Source organism: Tardiphaga robiniae (assembly GCF_013359755.1).
Classification (GTDB): domain Bacteria; phylum Pseudomonadota; class Alphaproteobacteria; order Rhizobiales; family Xanthobacteraceae; genus Tardiphaga; species Tardiphaga robiniae.
Genome location: NZ_JABMCJ010000092.1, coordinates 294,839 through 311,315 on the forward strand (window position 1 = coordinate 294,839; position 16,477 = coordinate 311,315).

The following is a 16,477-nucleotide window of genomic DNA, read 5'->3' on the forward strand; positions in this document are numbered from 1 at the left end:
CCTTGATGCGTTTCTTGGCGTCGTCGAAATGGAGTTTGCCGTCCGCCGGCGGTGCGAATGAATCTGCCACGTAGAACCCTCGTATTCCGTGAAGTGAAATGTCCCGTTGCCACGCGCGGCACGAAAAGCCAATGCCGCGGAATGCATTGCTGCTGGCAGGATCGTTCTGTCAGGCGATGCCCGCATCCCGGCCGCGGCCGCACATGACTAGCCGCGACATGTGACAATGTGGCTTAGACAAAAGTCTATGAAGGGTAGCGGTACTCCGGGCGGCCCTGCCCAAAGGCATCGTCCTGGCCGGCACAAGGCCAGCCAGGACGAGCGAGTATGAGGGCGGAGTTCCGTTACTTCGCCGGGCGCGGATCGATCGGCGTAGAGTCGCGCAGGCCCAGAATGTCTTCCAGCACGCGTGCGCCGGCGAGCAGCGAAGCTTCGCCGCGCGGCGGGCCGACGACCTGCAATCCGACCGGCAGACCCTTTGAGGTGAAGCCGCAAGGCATCGACAGCGCCGGGCAGCAGGTCAGCGTGATCGCATAGACGATGCCGAGCCACTGCACGTAGTTGTCGAATTTGGTGCCGTTGCATTCGGCGAGATAGCGCTGTTCGATGGGGAATGGCGGCGTGATGGTCGCCGGGCACAGCAGCAGGTCGTAGCTCTGGAAGAACTCGTAGGCACGCGCCGCCAGCGTGACACGCTGCGCTTCCGCCTTCGCCAGGTCATCGACCGTGAGCTTTAGGCCCTGCTCGATGTTCCAGATCACTTCCGGCTTCAGCTGATCGCGCTTGTCGCGGAGCAGCTGGAGCTTCGAGATCGCGAAGTCATAGGCGCGCAGCACGTGGAAGCATTCGTGGGCTTCGCGCAGGTCGGGATGCGCTTCCTCGACGATCACGCCGGCGTCGGCGAATGCCATCGCTGCCTTGCGGGTGATGGCGACCACTTCGGGATCGACGGGGGTGATACCGAGATCCGGCGAATAGGCGATGCGCTTCGGTTTGGTACCGGCGCGCACGGCCGAGCGGAACGAGGTCGGCAGTTTCGGCAGCGAGATCAGATCGGCAGGATGTTCGCCGCTCATGGCATCGAGCATCAGCGCGAGGTCTTCCACGGTGCGGGCCATCGGGCCCTGCACGCTCACCATCCGGGCGAGCGCCACGGCGGGCGTGGACGCAACGCGGCCGACGCTCGGACGCAGGCCGACGATGCCGCAGAAGCTGGCGGGATTACGCAGCGAGCCGCCCATGTCGGAGCCATGGGCAATCCACGCCGTGCCGCTGGCAAGGGCTGCCGCGGCGCCGCCGGACGAGCCGGCGGCCGACTTCGACAGGTCCCACGGATTCAGCGTCGCACCGAACACTTCGTTGAACGTATTGGCGCCCGCGCCGAATTCAGGCGTGTTGGACTTCGCATAGATCACGCCGCCGTTTTCTTCGAGGCGTTCGACCAGCACGTTGGACTTGGTCGGCACGACGTCCTTGTAGATCGGCGAGCCCTGTGTGGTGCGCACGCCGGCGACGGCGGTGAGATCCTTGATCGGCACCGGCAGGCCGGCAAGGATGCCGCGTTCGCCGAGCGGCTTCTTCATCAATTCCTTTGCGTGATCGCGGGCGCGATCGAAACACAGGATCGGCAGCGCGTTGACCTGGCCGTCGACTTCCTTGATGCGCGCTTCCAGCGCGTCCAGCAGGTCGAGCGGCGTCACCGTCCCGGCATTGAGTTGATCGACCACGGCGCAGGCCGTTGCTTTGATGAGATCTTGCTGAGAGGCCACGCACGTCTCCAATTTCGGATGCAGAGCAATTCGTATGCTTGGGATGTCGATCCCGACGTAGCCGTGTAGACCATTTTCTGGATAAATGGGACTCGCAGGCCAAATCTCCTTAACCCAAGTCGCCTCACACAATGCAGGGATGCAACCATGAGTAAGCCTTTCGGCGATTCCAACTGGCGCGCGATGACGCGCGAGCAGCTCGATGCCGGCCTGAACAACTCGACCGCCGTTGCAGGCAGCGCCGACATCGCCGCCGGATGGGGCCAGCGCTCCGACGCGATGAAGGCGAAGTATCCCGCACATCTCGACGTCGCCTATGGCCCGCGCGAGCGCAATAGGTTCGATTTCATCAAGGCGGCCGATGGCGGGCCGACACTGCTGTTGATTCACGGCGGTTACTGGCAGATGCGCTCGAAGGACTTCTTCACCTGCTTCGCTGCAGGTCCCATCGCCCACGGCATCAACGTCGCTGCGATCGGCTATACGCTGGCGCCAGACGCGACGCTGGACGAGATCGTGGCCGAGATGCATGCCGGCGTCGATGCGCTGGTGGAGAAGCTGCCTTCGCTCGGCGGCGATCCGAACCGCATCGTGGTGTCCGGCTGGTCGGCCGGCGGTCATCTCACCTCGACCACGCTGTCGCATCCGAAGGTGAAGGGCGGCGTCGCCATTTCCGGCATCTACGATCTCGAACCGATCCGCGCGTCCTATCTGAACGAGAAACTCAAGCTCGACGAGGCGATGTCGAAGCGACAGTCGCCGCTGCTGCAGGATGGCGGCCCGAACAAGCCGCTGGCGCTGGTGGTCGGCGGCGGCGAGTTGCCGATCCTGCGCCAGCAGACCGCGGACCTCGCCGTGCATCGGGCAAAGCACGGTCTGCCGGTGAGCTATGAGGAGATCCCGGGCGCGGATCACTTCTCGATCATGAAAGAACTGGAATCGCCGACGGGGCGGATCACGACGCTGATCAAGGAATTGGTCGCGCGGATTTAAAATCAGACCAGCAACTTGAATATGCGAGACGTCTCCCGGCGCCGCTCGTCAGCGCCGGGATTGTGTTGTCTACAGCCCCTGTCCGCCCGATACCTCGATCCGCTGTGTGTTCACCCAGCGATTATCCTCCGACAGCAGGCTCGCGATCATCGGCCCGATATCGTCGGGCAGGCCGACGCGGCCAAGGGCGGTCATGCCGGCGATCGTCTTGTTGATGTCTGGATTGTCACGCACGGCACCGCCGCCGAAATCGGTTTCGATTGCGCCGGGCGCGACCGTGTTCACGGTGATCCGGCGGCTGCCCAGTTCCTTCGCCATATACATGGTCATCACCTCGACGGCGCCCTTCATCGCGGCATAAGCAGCATAGCCGGGGAGGCACATGCGGGTCAGCCCGGACGACAGGTTCACGATGCGGCCGCCGTCCGCGATCAGTGGCAGCAGTGTCTGCGTCAGGAAGAACACGCCTTTGAAATGCACATTCACCAGCCCATCGAACTGCGCCTCGGTGGTATCGGCGATCAGTGCATAATCCCCGTGTCCGGCATTGTTCACGAGATGGTCGAACGTCTCGCGCGACCAGGTTTCGCGCAGTGCTGTTCGCAGACGACCAGCAAAGTCGGCGAAGCCGGCAATCTTGCCGGTGTCGAGTTGCAGCGCCACCGCCTTGCGGCCCATGCGCTGGATTTCGGAGACGACAGCCTGTGCGTCTTCGCTGCGGCTTTGATAGGTGAGGACGACATCGCCGCCGTGACGGGCAATGTTGAGAGCGGTATTGCGGCCGAGACCGCGGCTGGCGCCGGTAACGAGGGTAATCTTGGTCATGGTCAGCTCCTGTGGTGTGACCATCCCGATATCGCCCCGGCGAACCGGGCTTGGTTGCCCGAAGCTCGACGTTCCTTGCCTAATCCTCCAAAATCATGTGCTGGCGCATTTACGATGATGTAGGCTGGGCGTCATGACCACGCTTCTCAATGCCGTTCGCCGTTACACAGAGACCCATGCTGATAGTGCCGGCATCGCGACCACGCCGATCCTCGGCCTTGCTGCCGTGCGCGCAACCACACCCAGCGACATTATCCACGCGATCTTCCAGCCGCTGATCTGCCTCGTCGTGCAGGGCACCAAGCATGTCACCATGGGCACGGAGAGTTTTGTCTTCGCCGCCGGGGATTCGCTGATCATCACGGCCGATGTTCCGATCGTCAGTCAAATCACACGGGCGAGCATTGCCGCGCCCTATCTCTCGCTGGTGTTCGAACTTGATCTGGCCGTGATCGCCGAACTGGTTGTCGAGATGAAAGCGGAGCCAAGCGCCGATCTCGCGCGTGTCCGGGTCGAGCCCACCGATGCCGAAGTTGCGGACGCGGCGTTGCGGCTGATGCGCTTGCTCGATCGTCCGGCGTCATTGCCGGTGCTGCGCGCGCAGCTGGTGCGGGAGATGCATTACTGGCTGCTGGCTGGTCGCCACGGGCCGGCGATCCGACGGCTTGGCTGGCCGGATAGTCACGCACAACGTGTCGCGCGCGCGGTCGCGGTGTTGCGCGCCGAGTTCGCGCGGCCGGTGCTGGTTGAGCGTCTTGCAGATGTTGCGGGCATGAGCCCGTCGTCATTCCACCAGCATTTTCGCACGGTGACCTCACTCACGCCGCTGCAGTTCCAGAAGCAGTTGTGCCTGATCGAGGCGCGGCGGCTGATGTTGTGGGAAGGCGCGGCCGCGAGCAGCGCGGCCTTCGCCGTCGGTTATGAGAGCGTGCCGCAATTCACCCGCGAATATGGCCGCATGTTCGGCGCGCCGCCGGTACGCGACATCGAGGCTGCGCGTGACAAGGCACGCTCCGTGGCGTGATCGCCAGCGCATTGCCGGCCATGGCGCCGGAATGCCGCGCGGCTCATTCGATTGCGGCGACGCGAATGGGACGTGTTCCGACCGGAGCGCCGGTCTCGCGGTCGATGGTAACGGGATCGATCTCCGTTCCGGCCTCTGCGTCGAAGAACCGGGTGACGTCGCCCCCGCCGCGATGCTTGCGTCCCCACGCGCCGATCGCAAATAGCACCGGCAGAAAGTCGCGGCCGGCTTCCGTCAGCACATATTCGTCCCGTGGCGGACGCTCGGAATAGCGACGTTTCTCCAGCAGCCCTTCGTCGGTCAGGGCTGAAAGACGCCCCGTTAGCATCGTTGGCGCGATACCGAGGCCTTTGCGGAAATCATCGAAGCGGGTCAGCCCCGCATGGGCGTCGCGCATGATCAGCATGCTCCATGCGTCCCCCACTACCGCAAGGCTTCGGGCAATCAGGCATGGCTGGTCCGAAAGATTCTTCATGTCGGTATCTTTTTAGTAGTGACTTACTATTAATTCGATAGTAACACCGCCTCCAAGGATGTTCCACGATAAAATGAAGGCAGAAGCGATGAGTACAGGAGAGCGCAGCCGTGTCGGGTTGGTGACAGCACAGGTGCTGCGGCAATGGAGCAAACAATGACGAGTGCTCCTGGCAACGTTGGATCTGGCGTGCGCTACGTTGAGGCGCCCAATCTCTCCATCAACGTCGGAGGAACTGCCTTTGCCTATCGAGATCTAGGCCCCCGGGGCGGCGTGCCGCTCGTTCTCCTCAATCATTGGGGAGCGGTGCTGGACAATTTCGACCCGCGGATCGTTGACGGCCTCGCCTGCAAACACCGCGTGATCGCGACCAACTATCGCGGCATCGGCGCGTCGGGCGGAACAGCACCTGTGACTATCGACGAAATGGCGCGCGACGCGATTGCCCTGATCCGGGCGCTGGGTTTCGAGAAGGTCGATCTGCTCGGCTTTTCCCTCGGCGGATTTGTGGCGCAGGATGTTGCGCTCAAGGCTCCCGGTCTTGTGCGAAAGCTCATCCTGACTGGCACCGGTCCTGCGGGCGGCAAAGGTATCGATAAGGTCGGAGCGGTGTCCTGGCCGCTCATGATCAAGGGTCTGCTGACGCTACGCGACCCGAAATTGTATCTGTTTTTCACATCTACGGCCAATGGTCGCCAGGCCGCGAAGGCCTTTCTGAAGCGGTTGAAGGAACGCAAGGCGGACAGGGACAAGGGCCCGACTCCTGGCGCCTTCCTGCGGCAACTCAAGGCAATCAAAGCCTGGGGCCGACAGGCGCCTCAGGATCTCGGCCGTATCAAGATCCCCGTCCTGATCGCGAATGGCGACAACGATATCATGGTCCCGACTGTGAACAGCACCGACTTGGCCGAACGCATCCCCGGAGCGCAACTGGTGATCTACGAAGACGCCGGGCATGGCGGGATATTCCAGTACCACGCTGATTTCGTGCCGAAGGCTCTTTCCTTCCTGAGCGATTGGCGCCGCTGCTAACTTGAGATTGGAGAAAGCCCATGAAGGCATTCGTCGTTGATAAGTACAAAAAGAAGGGCGCTCTGCGCCTGGCCAACGTGCCCGAACCGGAAGTGCAGGACACTGATGTTCTGGTCCGGGTTCACGCCACAGCTGTGAACCTGCTGGATTCCAAGCTCCGGGATGGAGAGTTCAAGCTTATTCTTCCCTATCGTCCGCCTTTTATCCTGGGTCACGACGTCGCCGGAACGGTTGTCAGGACAGGATCCAGGGCCAGCCGGTTCAAGGTGGGCGACGAAGTCTATGCGCGGCCGCGCGATCATCGGGTCGGTACGTTCGCCGAACTCATCGCCATCAATGAAGCTGACGTGGCGCTGAAGCCGAAAAATCTCAGCATGACGGAAGCGGCATCCATCCCGCTGGTGGGGCTGACGGCGTGGCAGGCGCTGGTCGAAGTGGGCAAGGTGAAGCCCGGCCAGAAGGTCTTCATTCAGGCCGGCTCCGGTGGTGTCGGGACTTTTGCAATCCAGCTCGCCAAGCATCTCGGCGCTACAGTTGCGACGACAACCAGTGTAAAGAATGCCGAACTGGTCAAAAGTCTCGGGGCGGATGTGGTCATCGACTACAAGACGCAGGACTTCGAGAAGGTCCTGTCGGGCTACGATCTTGTGCTGAATAGTCAGGATCCAAAGACGCTCGATAAATCTCTGGGTGTGCTCAAGCCGGGCGACCAGCTCATTTCCATTTCCGGTCCGCCCGATCCGGCTTTCGCCAAGGAAGCCGGTCTGAACCTGTTCCTGAAACTGATCATGCGTCTGCTGAGCCGTGGCGTGAGGAAAAAAGCCGAGCGCCTCGGCCTACGCTATTCATTCCTGTTCATGCGCGCGCAGGGGCAGCAGTTGAGCGAGATTACGTCCCTGATCGAAGCCGGCGTGATCCGGCCGGTCGTCGATAAGGTGTTCCCGTTCGAGAACACCGGGGATGCGCTGGCCTATGTCGAGACCGGCCGCGCGAAGGGCAAGGTGGTCATCGCGGTGCAGTGAGGTCTGGCCTTAGTGCGTCCGTGCCAGACAGAACGCCACGACCTGCTCCAGTGCAGTCTTCATCGGCGACGACGGAAACAGCGCCAGTGCATCGACCGCCATGGCGCCGTAATGCTGGGCGCGGTTGATCGTGTCTTCCAGTGCGCGGTGCTTGGTCATCAGGCCGATCGCGTGATCGAGGTCGCCTTCGCCGATCTCGCCGCGCTCCAGCGCCTTGATCCAGAATTCGCGCTCGGCGTCGTTGCCGCGGCGGAAGGCGAGCACCACGGGCAGGGTGATCTTGCCCTCGCGGAAATCGTCGCCAACATTCTTGCCGAGCTTGGCGGCCTTGCCGCCGTAGTCGAGCACGTCGTCGATCAGCTGGAAGGCGATGCCGAGATTCATGCCGACCGAACGGCACGCGGTCTGCTCGGCCTTCGGGCGGTTCGCGATCACCGGGCCAACTTCGCAGGCGGCGGCAAACAGTTCGGCCGTCTTGCCGCGGATGACCGCGAGATATTCGTCTTCGGTGGTGGCGGTGTTCTTGGCGGCGGCGAGCTGCATCACTTCGCCCTCCGCAATGGTGGCGGCAGCCGAGGATAGAATATCGAGCGCGCGCAGTGAGCCGACTTCGACCATCATGCGGAAGGCCTGGCCGAGCAGGAAGTCGCCGACGAGAACGCTGGCCTCGTTGCCCCACAGCATGCGCGCGGACAGCTTGCCACGGCGCAGTTCGCTCTGGTCGACCACGTCGTCATGCAGCAGCGTCGCGGTGTGCATGAATTCGACGGACGCCGCGAGCTTGATATGGCCGTCGCCGGTGTAGCCGGTGAGGTTGGCCATCGCGAGCGTCAGCATCGGGCGCAGCCGCTTGCCGCCCGACGAGATCAGGTGGTTGGCGACCTCGGGGATCATGGTGACTTCCGAGCCGGTCCGCGACAGGATGGTCGCATTGACGCGCTCCATGTCAGGGGCGACAAGGCTGACCAACTGGTCGATCGACGCTGTCGCGTGACTCTCGAAGGGAACAATCACCGCCACGCTGGGCTCTCCGAATTACAAGGGCGCTTCGTCGGGCCATGAAGAAGGCAGGCACTGGCAGCGCTTATATTCAAATAGGGCGAATTCACGTTGAAAACAGGTGTCCCCATCTGCTGAATTGCCGTCGACCGATATCGGGCCGCACAATAGAAACTGCGCAGCGGCGCGGCAAGGGCATCGGAACCTTGACTTCCCCATAGATACACACCCGGTTACTGGCAGGGAGCGACCTCCAATTGCGCGAAATCATGCGGACGAACGATGTGGTGCTGGTCTCGGCGGTGGGCGCGCTGCTCGACGGCGCGAATATCCACCATCTGGTGCTGGACCAGAATATGAGCGTGATCGAGGGATCGCTGGGCATCATTCCGCGCCGGATCCTGGTGCATGAAGACGATGACCTGCAGGCGCGCCGCGTGCTGACGGATGCCGGACTGGCCCACGAGTTGCGGCCGCAGGATTGATGTGATGGCTGACGCGATCGTGACCACGGAGGACGGCTTCCTGGGTGGCCAATTGCGGCTGCGGCAGCCGAAATCCGGTCATCGCGCCGGCCATGACGCGATCCTGCTGGCTGCTGCAACCTCGGCGCAAGCCGGACACAAGGTCGTCGATTTTGGATCAGGCGTGGGGACGGCCGGTCTGGCGCTGGCGCGGCGTGTCCCCGGCCTGTCCCCGACGCTGGTCGAGATCGACCCGCAACTCGCTGAACTGGCGAGGGAAAACGCGACGGCGAACGGTATCGCAGTGGATGTCGTGACGCTCGATATCGCTGCGAGCGCCGATGTTTTCGCTGCCGCAGGTCTGCCGCAAGACAGCGCCGACGCGGTACTGATGAATCCGCCCTTCAACGATCCCGCGCGCCATCGCGCCTCGCCGAACAAATCGCGCGAGATCGCCCATGTCGCGACTGAAGACACGTTGCAGACATGGATTCACGCGGCGCGGCGGCTGCTCAAATCCGGCGGCGTGCTAACGCTGATCTGGCGGGCGGACGGATTGGCCGATGTGTTGACTGCGCTGGACCGCGGCTTCGGCAGCGTCGCGATCATGCCGGTACATGGTGACACGACAGCGCCTGCGATCAGGGTGTTGGTGCGTGCTGTGAAGGGTGGCCGCGCGCCTGCGGCAATTGAGCCCGGCATATCGCTGCGGGATGCGGATGGCGCGCCTGATCTCCATATCCAGCGCGTGCTGGCCGGGCAGGCGGTTCTGCCATGGTCGTCGCTTCGGGCATCGCTCTAGGCGATGCCGCAGTCGGCCTGGTGTTTATTGAGGAGCTGTTTCGGAACGTTTCTGCGGCGTCGACGTGAAGTGGATCGCCGTGAGCAGCGTACCGATGATCAGCATGAGCAGATAGATTTTCATGTCTTCTCCCGCTGCGGCGTAAAGGCCTGTTATGGTTTTCAAACGCTGAAAGCGTCTCTCGGTTCAATGACAGCAGCGTGATAAAAGTTGGTTAATGTCGAGGAAATTTGAATGAGCGAATCCAATTTAAAAGCGACGATCACAAGGCTGCTGCCTGCGCGTTTCCGTCGCGCAACTGCAGTCGTGCCGGTGGTGCGTCTGTCCGGCACAATCGGCGCCGTCACGCCGCTGCGTCCAGGATTGTCGCTCGCGGGCGTGGCAAGGCTGCTGGACAAGGCATTTGCGACGAAGAATGCCAAGGCTGTCGCGCTGGTGATCAATTCGCCGGGCGGCTCGCCAGTGCAGTCGCGGCAGATCTATCTGCGCATCCGCCAGCTCGCGGCGGAGAAGAAACTACCGGTGTTCGTGTTCGTCGAGGACGTCGCGGCATCCGGCGGTTACATGATCGCCTGTGCGGGCGATGAAATTTTTGTCGATCCGTCGTCGATCGTCGGCTCGATCGGCGTGGTCGGTGGCACCTTCGGTTTTCAGGAGCTGATCAAGAAGATCGGCGTCGAGCGCCGCCTCTATACCGCGGGTGAGCACAAGGCGATGCTCGATCCGTTCCTGCCGGAAGATCCCAATGATGTGGCGCGGCTGAAATCGCTTCAGCGCGAAATCCACGCGATCTTCATCAATCTCGTGAAGGACAGCCGCGGTGCCCGGCTGAAGGGCGCCGAGGATGTGCTGTTCTCCGGAGAATACTGGGCCGGTGAAAAATCCATCGCGCTCGGCCTCAGCGATGCCATTGGCGATCTGCGCTCGGTGCTGCGTGCCCGCTATGGCGACAAGGTGCAGATGCCGGTGATCGCGCAGCCATCCGGCATGTTGTCGGGTCTGCTCGGCCGCAAATCGGGAGCGGGCTCGCAGCTTTCGATGGACGGCCTGTCGGGACTGCCGGATCAACTGATCTCGGCGCTGGAGACTCGCGCGCTGTGGTCCAAATACGGCTTTTAGCAGGACGGTATTGCGCGGCATTTGGTGTCGCAAAAGCCAATTGCGGGAAACCGGCACTTGCGCGAGACTATCGGCAGGGGGCTTGAGATGAACGACAGGAATCGACACATGCCGCCGCTGGTCGCACTTGCAGGCGCGCTTGGGAGCGCAGCCGTTGTCCGCTGGGCCTATCGAACCGCCAAGCGGATCAATCATGAACTGGAAGAAGCCCGCCAGGCGCGGGTCGCCGAACGCAGCGGGACCACGGAAGTCCCAACCCTGCGCCGCGATCCCGTCACGGGCGCCTATCGGCCGGGCTAGCCGCCGTAAATTGGGCCCCAAAACATTTGCGCCGGCCTGAGGACGGGGCACGTCCTCGAGACCGGCGACAAAGTTGGGCTTTCAGGCTTGGAGGTCCCTCGGCCCTGGAGATTTGGACAACTTAAGACTTGGAGGTCTTCGGCCCGCGCGACTTGGATCGTTCGAGCCTTTCGCTGGGGTAAGTCCCGATGACCGGGTTCGTTCCCACCGATGCGATTCAGGATAGTGCGCCGGACTTAACGACTAACCCTGCTGATCAGGCGATGTGCCGGCGCGGTTACCCGTCGGTTACCGCCAAATCGGGCCGCATTGCCTTGATTCCGCAAGGCCGCGCCGATACGGTCCGCGCGCTTTGATCCGCCTTGATCCCCTTGGCGAATCCCCGGAAAAACGGCCCAGAAACCACCATGGACTCCCTGCCTCCGCACATGCGCCCGGAACGTTCGTTCCAGGGCTTCATTCTCGCTCTGCAGCGGTTTTGGGCCGAGCAGGGCTGCGTGATCCTGCAGCCCTACGACATGGAAATGGGCGCCGGCACCTTCCATCCCGCGACGACCTTGCGCGCGCTGGGGCCGAAGCCCTGGAAGGCCGCCTATGTGCAGCCGTCGCGCCGGCCGAAGGATGGCCGTTACGGTGAGAACCCGAACCGGCTGCAGCATTATTATCAGTTCCAGGTGATCATGAAGCCGTCGCCGGCGAACCTGCAGGATCTGTATCTCCAGTCCCTCAAGGCCATCGGTATCGACACCGCCTTGCATGACGTGCGCTTCGTCGAGGACGACTGGGAGAGCCCGACTTTGGGCGCCTGGGGTCTCGGCTGGGAATGCTGGTGCGACGGCATGGAAGTCAGCCAGTTCACGTACTTCCAGCAGGTCGCGGGCGTCGAATGCGCGCCGGTGGCGGGCGAACTCACTTACGGTCTCGAACGTCTCGCAATGTACGTGCAGGGCGTCGACCGCGTGTATGACCTCAACTTCAATGGCCGCGACGGCGCCGACAAGGTGACCTATGGCGACGTCTTCCTGCAGGCTGAGCAGGAATATTCGCGGCACAATTTCGAACATGCCGATACCGCGATGCTGTTCGAGCAGTTCAAGATGGCCGAGGCCGCCTGCCGCAAATATCTCGACGCCGGCTGGAAGAGCGACAAGCGCGACGAACATCTGATGGCGCTGCCGGCCTATGACCAGTGCATCAAGGCCAGCCATGTCTTCAATCTGCTCGATGCGCGCGGCGTGATCTCGGTCACCGAGCGCCAGAGCTACATCATGCGCGTCCGCGAACTCGCCAAGGCCTGCGGCGAAGCGTGGGTGCATACCGAAGCCGGAAGTGCTGCCTGATGCCTGATTTGCTCCTCGAATTGTTCTCCGAAGAAATCCCCGCTCGCATGCAGGCCAAGGCGGCGGAAGACCTGCGCCGCATGGTCACTGACCGACTGGTTGCCGAAGGTCTCGTTTATGAAGGCGCCAAGGCCTTCGCCACGCCGCGTCGTCTGACGCTCACGGTGCATGGCATTCCCGCGCGCCAATCCGACCTCAAGCAGGAGCGCAAGGGACCGCGCGTCGGCGGCGCCGAAGCCGCGATCCAGGGCTTCCTGAAAGCCACCGGTCTCGCTTCGCTGGATGAGGCCAAGATCCAGCGCGACCCGAAGGGCGATTTCTACATCGCGCTCACCGAGAAGCCGGGCAAGCCGACGGTCGACGTGCTGGCCGAGATCCTGCCCATCATCATCCGCACCTTTCCGTGGCCGAAGCAGATGCGCTGGGGCGCAGCTTCCGCGAAATCCAGCGCGCTGACCTGGGTGCGCCCGCTGCATTCCATCGTCGCCACCTTCGGCATCGAGACCGAAGAACCGGAAGTGGTGCAGTTCGACCTCAGTGGCGTCAGCGTCGGCCAGACCACCTACGGCCATCGCTTCCTCGCGCCCGATGCCATCCAGGTGCGCCGCTTCGACGACTATGTGGCGAAACTGCAGGCCGCGAAAGTCGTGCTCGATCCCGAGCGCCGCAAGGAAATCATCCTGGCTGACGCGCGGCAGCTCACTTTCGCGCAGGGCTATGAACTGGTCGAAGACCCCGCGCTGCTCGACGAAGTGGCGGGGCTGGTCGAATGGCCGGTGGTGCTGATGGGCTCGTTCGACAAGGAATTCCTGTCGATCCCGGACGAAGTGATCCGCGCCACCATTCGCGCCAACCAGAAATGCTTTGTGGTCCGCGATCCCAAGACGCAGAAGCTGACCAACAAGTTCGTCATAACAGCCAATATCGAAGCGAGCGATGGCGGCACCGCGATCATCGCCGGCAACGAACGCGTCATCCGCGCGCGTCTGTCGGATGCGAAGTTCTTCTACGAGACGGATCTCAAGACCAGGCTCGAATCGCGGCTGCCGAAATTCGAGCAGATCGTGTTTCACGAAAAGCTCGGCACCCAGGCCGCGCGTATCGCCCGTATCGAAAAGCTGGCTGGCGAGATCGCGCCGCTGGTCGGCGCCGATGTCACGAAGACCAAGCGTGCGGCGCAGCTCGCGAAGACGGATCTGCTCACCGAAGTGGTCGGCGAGTTTCCAGAGTTGCAGGGCCTGATGGGCAAGTATTACGCGCTGGCGCAAGGCGAAGACGCCGCTGTCGCTGCCGCTTCCGAGGATCACTACAAGCCGCAGGGACCGACCGATCGCGTGCCGAGTGATCTTGTCAGTGTCGCCGTGGCGCTGGCCGACAAACTCGATACGCTGGTGGGTTTCTGGGCGATCGACGAAAAGCCGACGGGATCGAAGGACCCGTTCGCATTGCGTCGTGCGGCGCTCGGTGTGATCCGTCTGATCATCGAAAACAATCTGCGCCTCAAGCTGAAGTCTGTCGCGTCGTCTCATGCGTCGACGATGACCGGCTATGACGAGAGCAAACCGGCCGATCTCCTCGCCTTCTTCGCAGACCGCCTCAAAGGCCAGCTCCGTGACCAAGGCGCCCGTCACGATCTCGTCGATGCGGTGTTTGCGCTCGGCGGCCAGGACGACCTGTTGATGGTGGTCCGCCGCGTCGAAGCGCTCGGCAAATTCCTCGACAGCGATGACGGCAAGAACCTGCTGGCCGGCACCAAGCGCGCCAACAACATTCTCGCCATCGAGGAGAAGAAGGACAAGCGCAAGTTCGACGGCGCGCCGGATGCTGCGTTGTTCAAGCTCGATGAAGAAAAGGCATTGGCCAGGGCGATTGCCGAGGTCGGTCCGGAAGCGAGCGTGGCTGTCGCCAAGGAAGACTTTGCCGGCGCGATGACCGCCATGGCCAAGCTGCGGCCGGCGGTGGATGCGTTCTTCGACAAGGTGAAGGTCAATGACGACGACGCGGCGGTCCGCGAAAATCGTCTGAAGCTGCTGAACGAGATCCGCGCGGCGACGCGTGCGGTGGCGGATTTCTCGAAGATCCAGGACTAAGGCTTACATACGGGCCTCTCCCCATGTCATGGCCGGGCTTGACCCGGCCATCCATGTCTTTCTCTGTCGCCTAGGCGTGGATACCGGCACGAGGCCGGGCGGAGATTGAACCGAGGGCGCGGCAGTCGTCGGCTGACGCGATATTTCCAGCAATCTCCCGAAACATTTACCTTACATTAACCATCCCTTGAAATGGTCCGGTTCCGTAACGGTTCCTTAACCGTCGCTTCCCAGCGCGGGCAGGACTGCCCAAGGATCGCCCATGACTTCGGTCAATACCGGCCTCAATCCCTATGCCAATTACGGCTCCGCCTATGCGCGGGCCGCCGCCACTGCGCAGCCATCGCTGGCCAATGCGCTCAACAGTAATGAAAGCGCCTCGTCGTCCTCGTCCGATGCGGCGACCAATCTGACGCTATCGGAGGCGGCGCGGGCGAAGCTTGCGAGCTCCGGCTCCGACAAGGATATCGCGACCGTCATTACGGATCTGCGGGCGAAGCTGGCGGCCCAATATGTGGCCGCAAAGGCGACGGGTCCGCTGGACAAGGACGGCAAGCTGACCATCGATCTCTCGACGCTGGATCGCCGTTCGCTCTACGCCATGGCCACCAACAATGGCGGCACCTTCACCGCCGACGAGCAGAAGGTCGCCCAAGCCGAACTGGGCAATCGTTTCAACGCGGCGCTGGCGCCTGCTGCAGGCACGGCCAAGCTCACCGGCGATTTCAGCGGCATCTACAAGGCGGCGCTGGACTATCTCGATGCCGCGGGCAGCGAAGAGAAAGCCTCGGCGGCCTGGTCCGCGCAGCGCGAGGCCGTGCTGAAGGGCATTCAGGCGACCGAGCAGACACCGACCAAGGCGCCATCAGGCATCGCCAACGATCCGGTCGCAGCCTATCTCGCGCAGCCCGATACAACGACGCCCGTGCAGGACATCGCCACCGTTGCGAAGAGCGTGCGTGCGGCGCTGGATGCGCAGGCCAAGGCGGCGAAAGAGGCGGGCAAGGGCGAACTCGTTTATGACAGCCGCCGCAAGACCGGCCAGCTCGCGGATTTCTCCGCCGTCGACAATCGTTCGCTCTCGGCGATCTCGCTCAATCAGGATGGTCTGTTCTCGAAGGAAGAGAGCTTTGCGGCCAAGCAGGTGCTCGATTCACGTAATCGCACCAGCATTCTCGAGGCGTTGCAGGCAAGCCAGAAGAGCGGCGATCCCAGCCAGTTCAGCCTCGGCATTCTCAACACCTATTCGGCGATGAGCGATGAGGAGCGGACCGCCTCCAACTGGACGCCGAGTTTCCGCGACAATGCAGTGGCGAGCTACAAGTCGACCAACCACATTCTGTCGCTGCTGAAGAGCGGATAAGCGTCGATACAGGAAGGTGCTGAAATACTCCGTCCTCATCCTGAGGAGCGGCATCTTCGCCGCGTCTCGAAGGACGGCTGCAAACGCCGGCGCTCCCCATTCATGGTTCGAGACGCGCGAAGTCGCGCTCCTCACCATGAGGCGGTGCTTGTGGCGTCATGCGCAAAGAAAAAGCCCCGCCCGGTGGGGGATGACCGGGGCGGGGCTTCTTCGCCCGGTCGCCATTCGCGGCGCCCGAACGAATCTTTTTTCAACGTGACGTGTTAGTCGACGACCTGCACGATGCGGCGTGAGCGCGGCTCCACCAGCACTGTCTGACCATTCACCACGGTGTAGCGATACGGCGTTGTCGCCACCGTCTGCGGCACGTCGTAATAGGTCACGCCGGCTTCAGGCAGCGTGGTGCCGACGACGATGCGATCGGGCACGGTGAAGGTCGGCACGCGTTCGCGCACCACATATTCACGGAATGCCGGACGCTCCTGCACAGTGATGCCATCCGGATCGTTGTTGTCGACGATGACGCGATCACCGCCCGATACACCGACGGTGACGCCCTGAGCCTGCACGGCCAGCGGAGTGCTGAGCGCGCCGACAAGGGCCGCTGCTGCAATAAGTTTGTTTCGCATGATCGTCTCCTTCATGAACGATGTCCGGCTTGCCGCGCCGGTCTGTGCCATCCAGCCTGGTTTGATTTATTCACCGTCCGCCAATGCATGCCGCCAGCGATCGTTCCGGAATTTTCCACGCGCAATTGCTGGTTTTTGATGCACTGCATGCAGGTATGACGGAACCCATTGATGGGCAGGGCGTCTTTATGCTGCTAAATCCCCGCGGCGCATCGCACCCGAATCGATTCC

The 16,477-nt window shown here is 62.5% G+C and carries 17 protein-coding genes; 12 read left to right on the plus strand and 5 right to left on the minus strand.

Annotation, left to right across the window (positions count from 1 at the left end; translation table 11 throughout):
• Positions 1-344 precede the first annotated feature (344 nt).
• Positions 345-1,769, minus strand: a complete 1,425-nt coding sequence (locus HP556_RS23370) for an amidase family protein (protein WP_175368712.1) — start codon at positions 1,767-1,769, stop codon at positions 345-347.
• A gap of 147 nt (positions 1,770-1,916) precedes the next feature.
• Between HP556_RS23370 and HP556_RS23375 the strand changes: the two genes are divergently transcribed.
• A complete protein-coding gene (locus HP556_RS23375; protein ID WP_175368713.1) occupies positions 1,917-2,762 on the plus strand; it encodes an alpha/beta hydrolase in 846 nt (281 codons plus the stop codon).
• A gap of 69 nt (positions 2,763-2,831) precedes the next feature.
• Here the strand turns inward: HP556_RS23375 and HP556_RS23380 are convergent, their stop codons facing one another.
• Positions 2,832-3,587, minus strand: a complete 756-nt coding sequence (locus HP556_RS23380) for an SDR family oxidoreductase (protein ID WP_175368714.1) — start codon at positions 3,585-3,587, stop codon at positions 2,832-2,834.
• 133 nt (positions 3,588-3,720) lie between these two features.
• Between HP556_RS23380 and HP556_RS23385 the strand changes: the two genes are divergently transcribed.
• Entirely contained in the window at positions 3,721-4,611 is an 891-nt protein-coding gene (locus HP556_RS23385; protein ID WP_175368715.1) for an AraC family transcriptional regulator, read from the plus strand.
• A gap of 43 nt (positions 4,612-4,654) precedes the next feature.
• On the opposite strand, the gene HP556_RS23390 is transcribed toward HP556_RS23385, so the two are convergent.
• Positions 4,655-5,086 (minus strand): winged helix-turn-helix transcriptional regulator, encoded by a 432-nt coding sequence (locus tag HP556_RS23390; RefSeq protein WP_089262474.1) that lies wholly within the window; start codon positions 5,084-5,086, stop codon positions 4,655-4,657.
• Between the two features lie 156 nt (positions 5,087-5,242).
• Here HP556_RS23390 and HP556_RS23395 point away from each other — a divergent pair, with 156 nt between their 5' ends.
• Together HP556_RS23395 and HP556_RS23400 are read left to right on the plus strand one after the other, a co-directional pair.
• Positions 5,243-6,118 (plus strand): alpha/beta fold hydrolase, encoded by an 876-nt coding sequence (locus tag HP556_RS23395; protein WP_175368716.1) that lies wholly within the window; start codon positions 5,243-5,245, stop codon positions 6,116-6,118.
• 20 nt (positions 6,119-6,138) lie between these two features.
• A complete protein-coding gene (locus HP556_RS23400) occupies positions 6,139-7,140 on the plus strand; it encodes an NADP-dependent oxidoreductase (RefSeq protein WP_175368717.1) in 1,002 nt (333 codons plus the stop codon).
• A gap of 9 nt (positions 7,141-7,149) precedes the next feature.
• Here the strand turns inward: HP556_RS23400 and HP556_RS23405 are convergent, their stop codons facing one another.
• A complete protein-coding gene (locus HP556_RS23405; RefSeq protein ID WP_089262468.1) occupies positions 7,150-8,160 on the minus strand; it encodes a polyprenyl synthetase family protein in 1,011 nt (336 codons plus the stop codon).
• 236 nt (positions 8,161-8,396) lie between these two features.
• On the opposite strand from HP556_RS23405, the gene HP556_RS23410 reads away from it, so the two are divergent.
• The 8 genes from HP556_RS23410 (at position 8,397) to HP556_RS23445 (ending at position 15,617) form a co-directional block, all read left to right on the plus strand.
• Positions 8,397-8,624, plus strand: a complete 228-nt coding sequence (locus HP556_RS23410) for a putative signal transducing protein (RefSeq protein ID WP_068733164.1) — start codon at positions 8,397-8,399, stop codon at positions 8,622-8,624.
• 4 nt (positions 8,625-8,628) lie between these two features.
• Positions 8,629-9,405 carry a tRNA1(Val) (adenine(37)-N6)-methyltransferase gene (locus HP556_RS23415; RefSeq protein ID WP_175368718.1) on the plus strand — a complete coding sequence of 259 codons (777 nt, stop codon included), beginning with the start codon at positions 8,629-8,631 and terminating at the stop codon, positions 9,403-9,405.
• Positions 9,406-9,639: 234 nt separating this feature from the next.
• A complete protein-coding gene (locus HP556_RS23420; protein WP_175368719.1) occupies positions 9,640-10,524 on the plus strand; it encodes a S49 family peptidase in 885 nt (294 codons plus the stop codon).
• Between the two features lie 108 nt (positions 10,525-10,632).
• Entirely contained in the window at positions 10,633-10,824 is a 192-nt protein-coding gene (locus HP556_RS23425) for a hypothetical protein (RefSeq protein WP_089262464.1), read from the plus strand.
• 188 nt (positions 10,825-11,012) lie between these two features.
• On the plus strand, positions 11,013-11,180 hold the full coding sequence (locus HP556_RS23430) for a hypothetical protein (RefSeq protein ID WP_175368720.1): 168 nt from the start codon (positions 11,013-11,015) through the stop codon (positions 11,178-11,180).
• A gap of 51 nt (positions 11,181-11,231) precedes the next feature.
• A complete protein-coding gene (locus HP556_RS23435; protein ID WP_175368721.1) occupies positions 11,232-12,164 on the plus strand; it encodes a glycine--tRNA ligase subunit alpha in 933 nt (310 codons plus the stop codon).
• On the plus strand, positions 12,164-14,254 hold the full coding sequence (gene glyS, locus HP556_RS23440) for a glycine--tRNA ligase subunit beta (RefSeq protein ID WP_175368722.1): 2,091 nt from the start codon (positions 12,164-12,166) through the stop codon (positions 14,252-14,254). Before HP556_RS23435 ends, glyS begins: the two co-directional genes overlap by 1 nt.
• A 262-nt stretch (positions 14,255-14,516) precedes the next feature.
• The gene (locus tag HP556_RS23445; RefSeq protein ID WP_175368723.1) at positions 14,517-15,617 is read left to right on the plus strand and encodes a hypothetical protein; all 1,101 of its coding nucleotides are present in this window, start codon (positions 14,517-14,519) and stop codon (positions 15,615-15,617) included.
• Positions 15,618-15,880: 263 nt separating this feature from the next.
• Here HP556_RS23445 and HP556_RS23450 read toward each other — a convergent pair whose 3' ends face one another.
• The gene (locus HP556_RS23450; protein WP_089263628.1) at positions 15,881-16,246 is read right to left on the minus strand and encodes a DUF1236 domain-containing protein; all 366 of its coding nucleotides are present in this window, start codon (positions 16,244-16,246) and stop codon (positions 15,881-15,883) included.
• Positions 16,247-16,477: the final 231 nt, after the last annotated feature.

Coding starts and splice junctions, on each gene's coding strand:
- HP556_RS23375 (WP_175368713.1), top strand. CDS start 1,917: ATGAGTAAGCCTTTCGGCGATTCCAACTGGCGCGCGATGACGCGCGAG.
- HP556_RS23380 (WP_175368714.1), bottom strand. CDS start 3,587: ATGACCAAGATTACCCTCGTTACCGGCGCCAGCCGCGGTCTCGGCCGC.
- HP556_RS23385 (WP_175368715.1), top strand. CDS start 3,721: ATGACCACGCTTCTCAATGCCGTTCGCCGTTACACAGAGACCCATGCT.
- HP556_RS23390 (WP_089262474.1), bottom strand. CDS start 5,086: ATGAAGAATCTTTCGGACCAGCCATGCCTGATTGCCCGAAGCCTTGCG.
- HP556_RS23395 (WP_175368716.1), top strand. CDS start 5,243: ATGACGAGTGCTCCTGGCAACGTTGGATCTGGCGTGCGCTACGTTGAG.
- HP556_RS23400 (WP_175368717.1), top strand. CDS start 6,139: ATGAAGGCATTCGTCGTTGATAAGTACAAAAAGAAGGGCGCTCTGCGC.
- HP556_RS23415 (WP_175368718.1), top strand. CDS start 8,629: ATGGCTGACGCGATCGTGACCACGGAGGACGGCTTCCTGGGTGGCCAA.
- HP556_RS23420 (WP_175368719.1), top strand. CDS start 9,640: ATGAGCGAATCCAATTTAAAAGCGACGATCACAAGGCTGCTGCCTGCG.
- HP556_RS23425 (WP_089262464.1), top strand. CDS start 10,633: ATGCCGCCGCTGGTCGCACTTGCAGGCGCGCTTGGGAGCGCAGCCGTT.
- HP556_RS23430 (WP_175368720.1), top strand. CDS start 11,013: ATGACCGGGTTCGTTCCCACCGATGCGATTCAGGATAGTGCGCCGGAC.
- HP556_RS23435 (WP_175368721.1), top strand. CDS start 11,232: ATGGACTCCCTGCCTCCGCACATGCGCCCGGAACGTTCGTTCCAGGGC.
- glyS (WP_175368722.1), top strand. CDS start 12,164: ATGCCTGATTTGCTCCTCGAATTGTTCTCCGAAGAAATCCCCGCTCGC.
- HP556_RS23445 (WP_175368723.1), top strand. CDS start 14,517: ATGACTTCGGTCAATACCGGCCTCAATCCCTATGCCAATTACGGCTCC.
- HP556_RS23450 (WP_089263628.1), bottom strand. CDS start 16,246: ATGCGAAACAAACTTATTGCAGCAGCGGCCCTTGTCGGCGCGCTCAGC.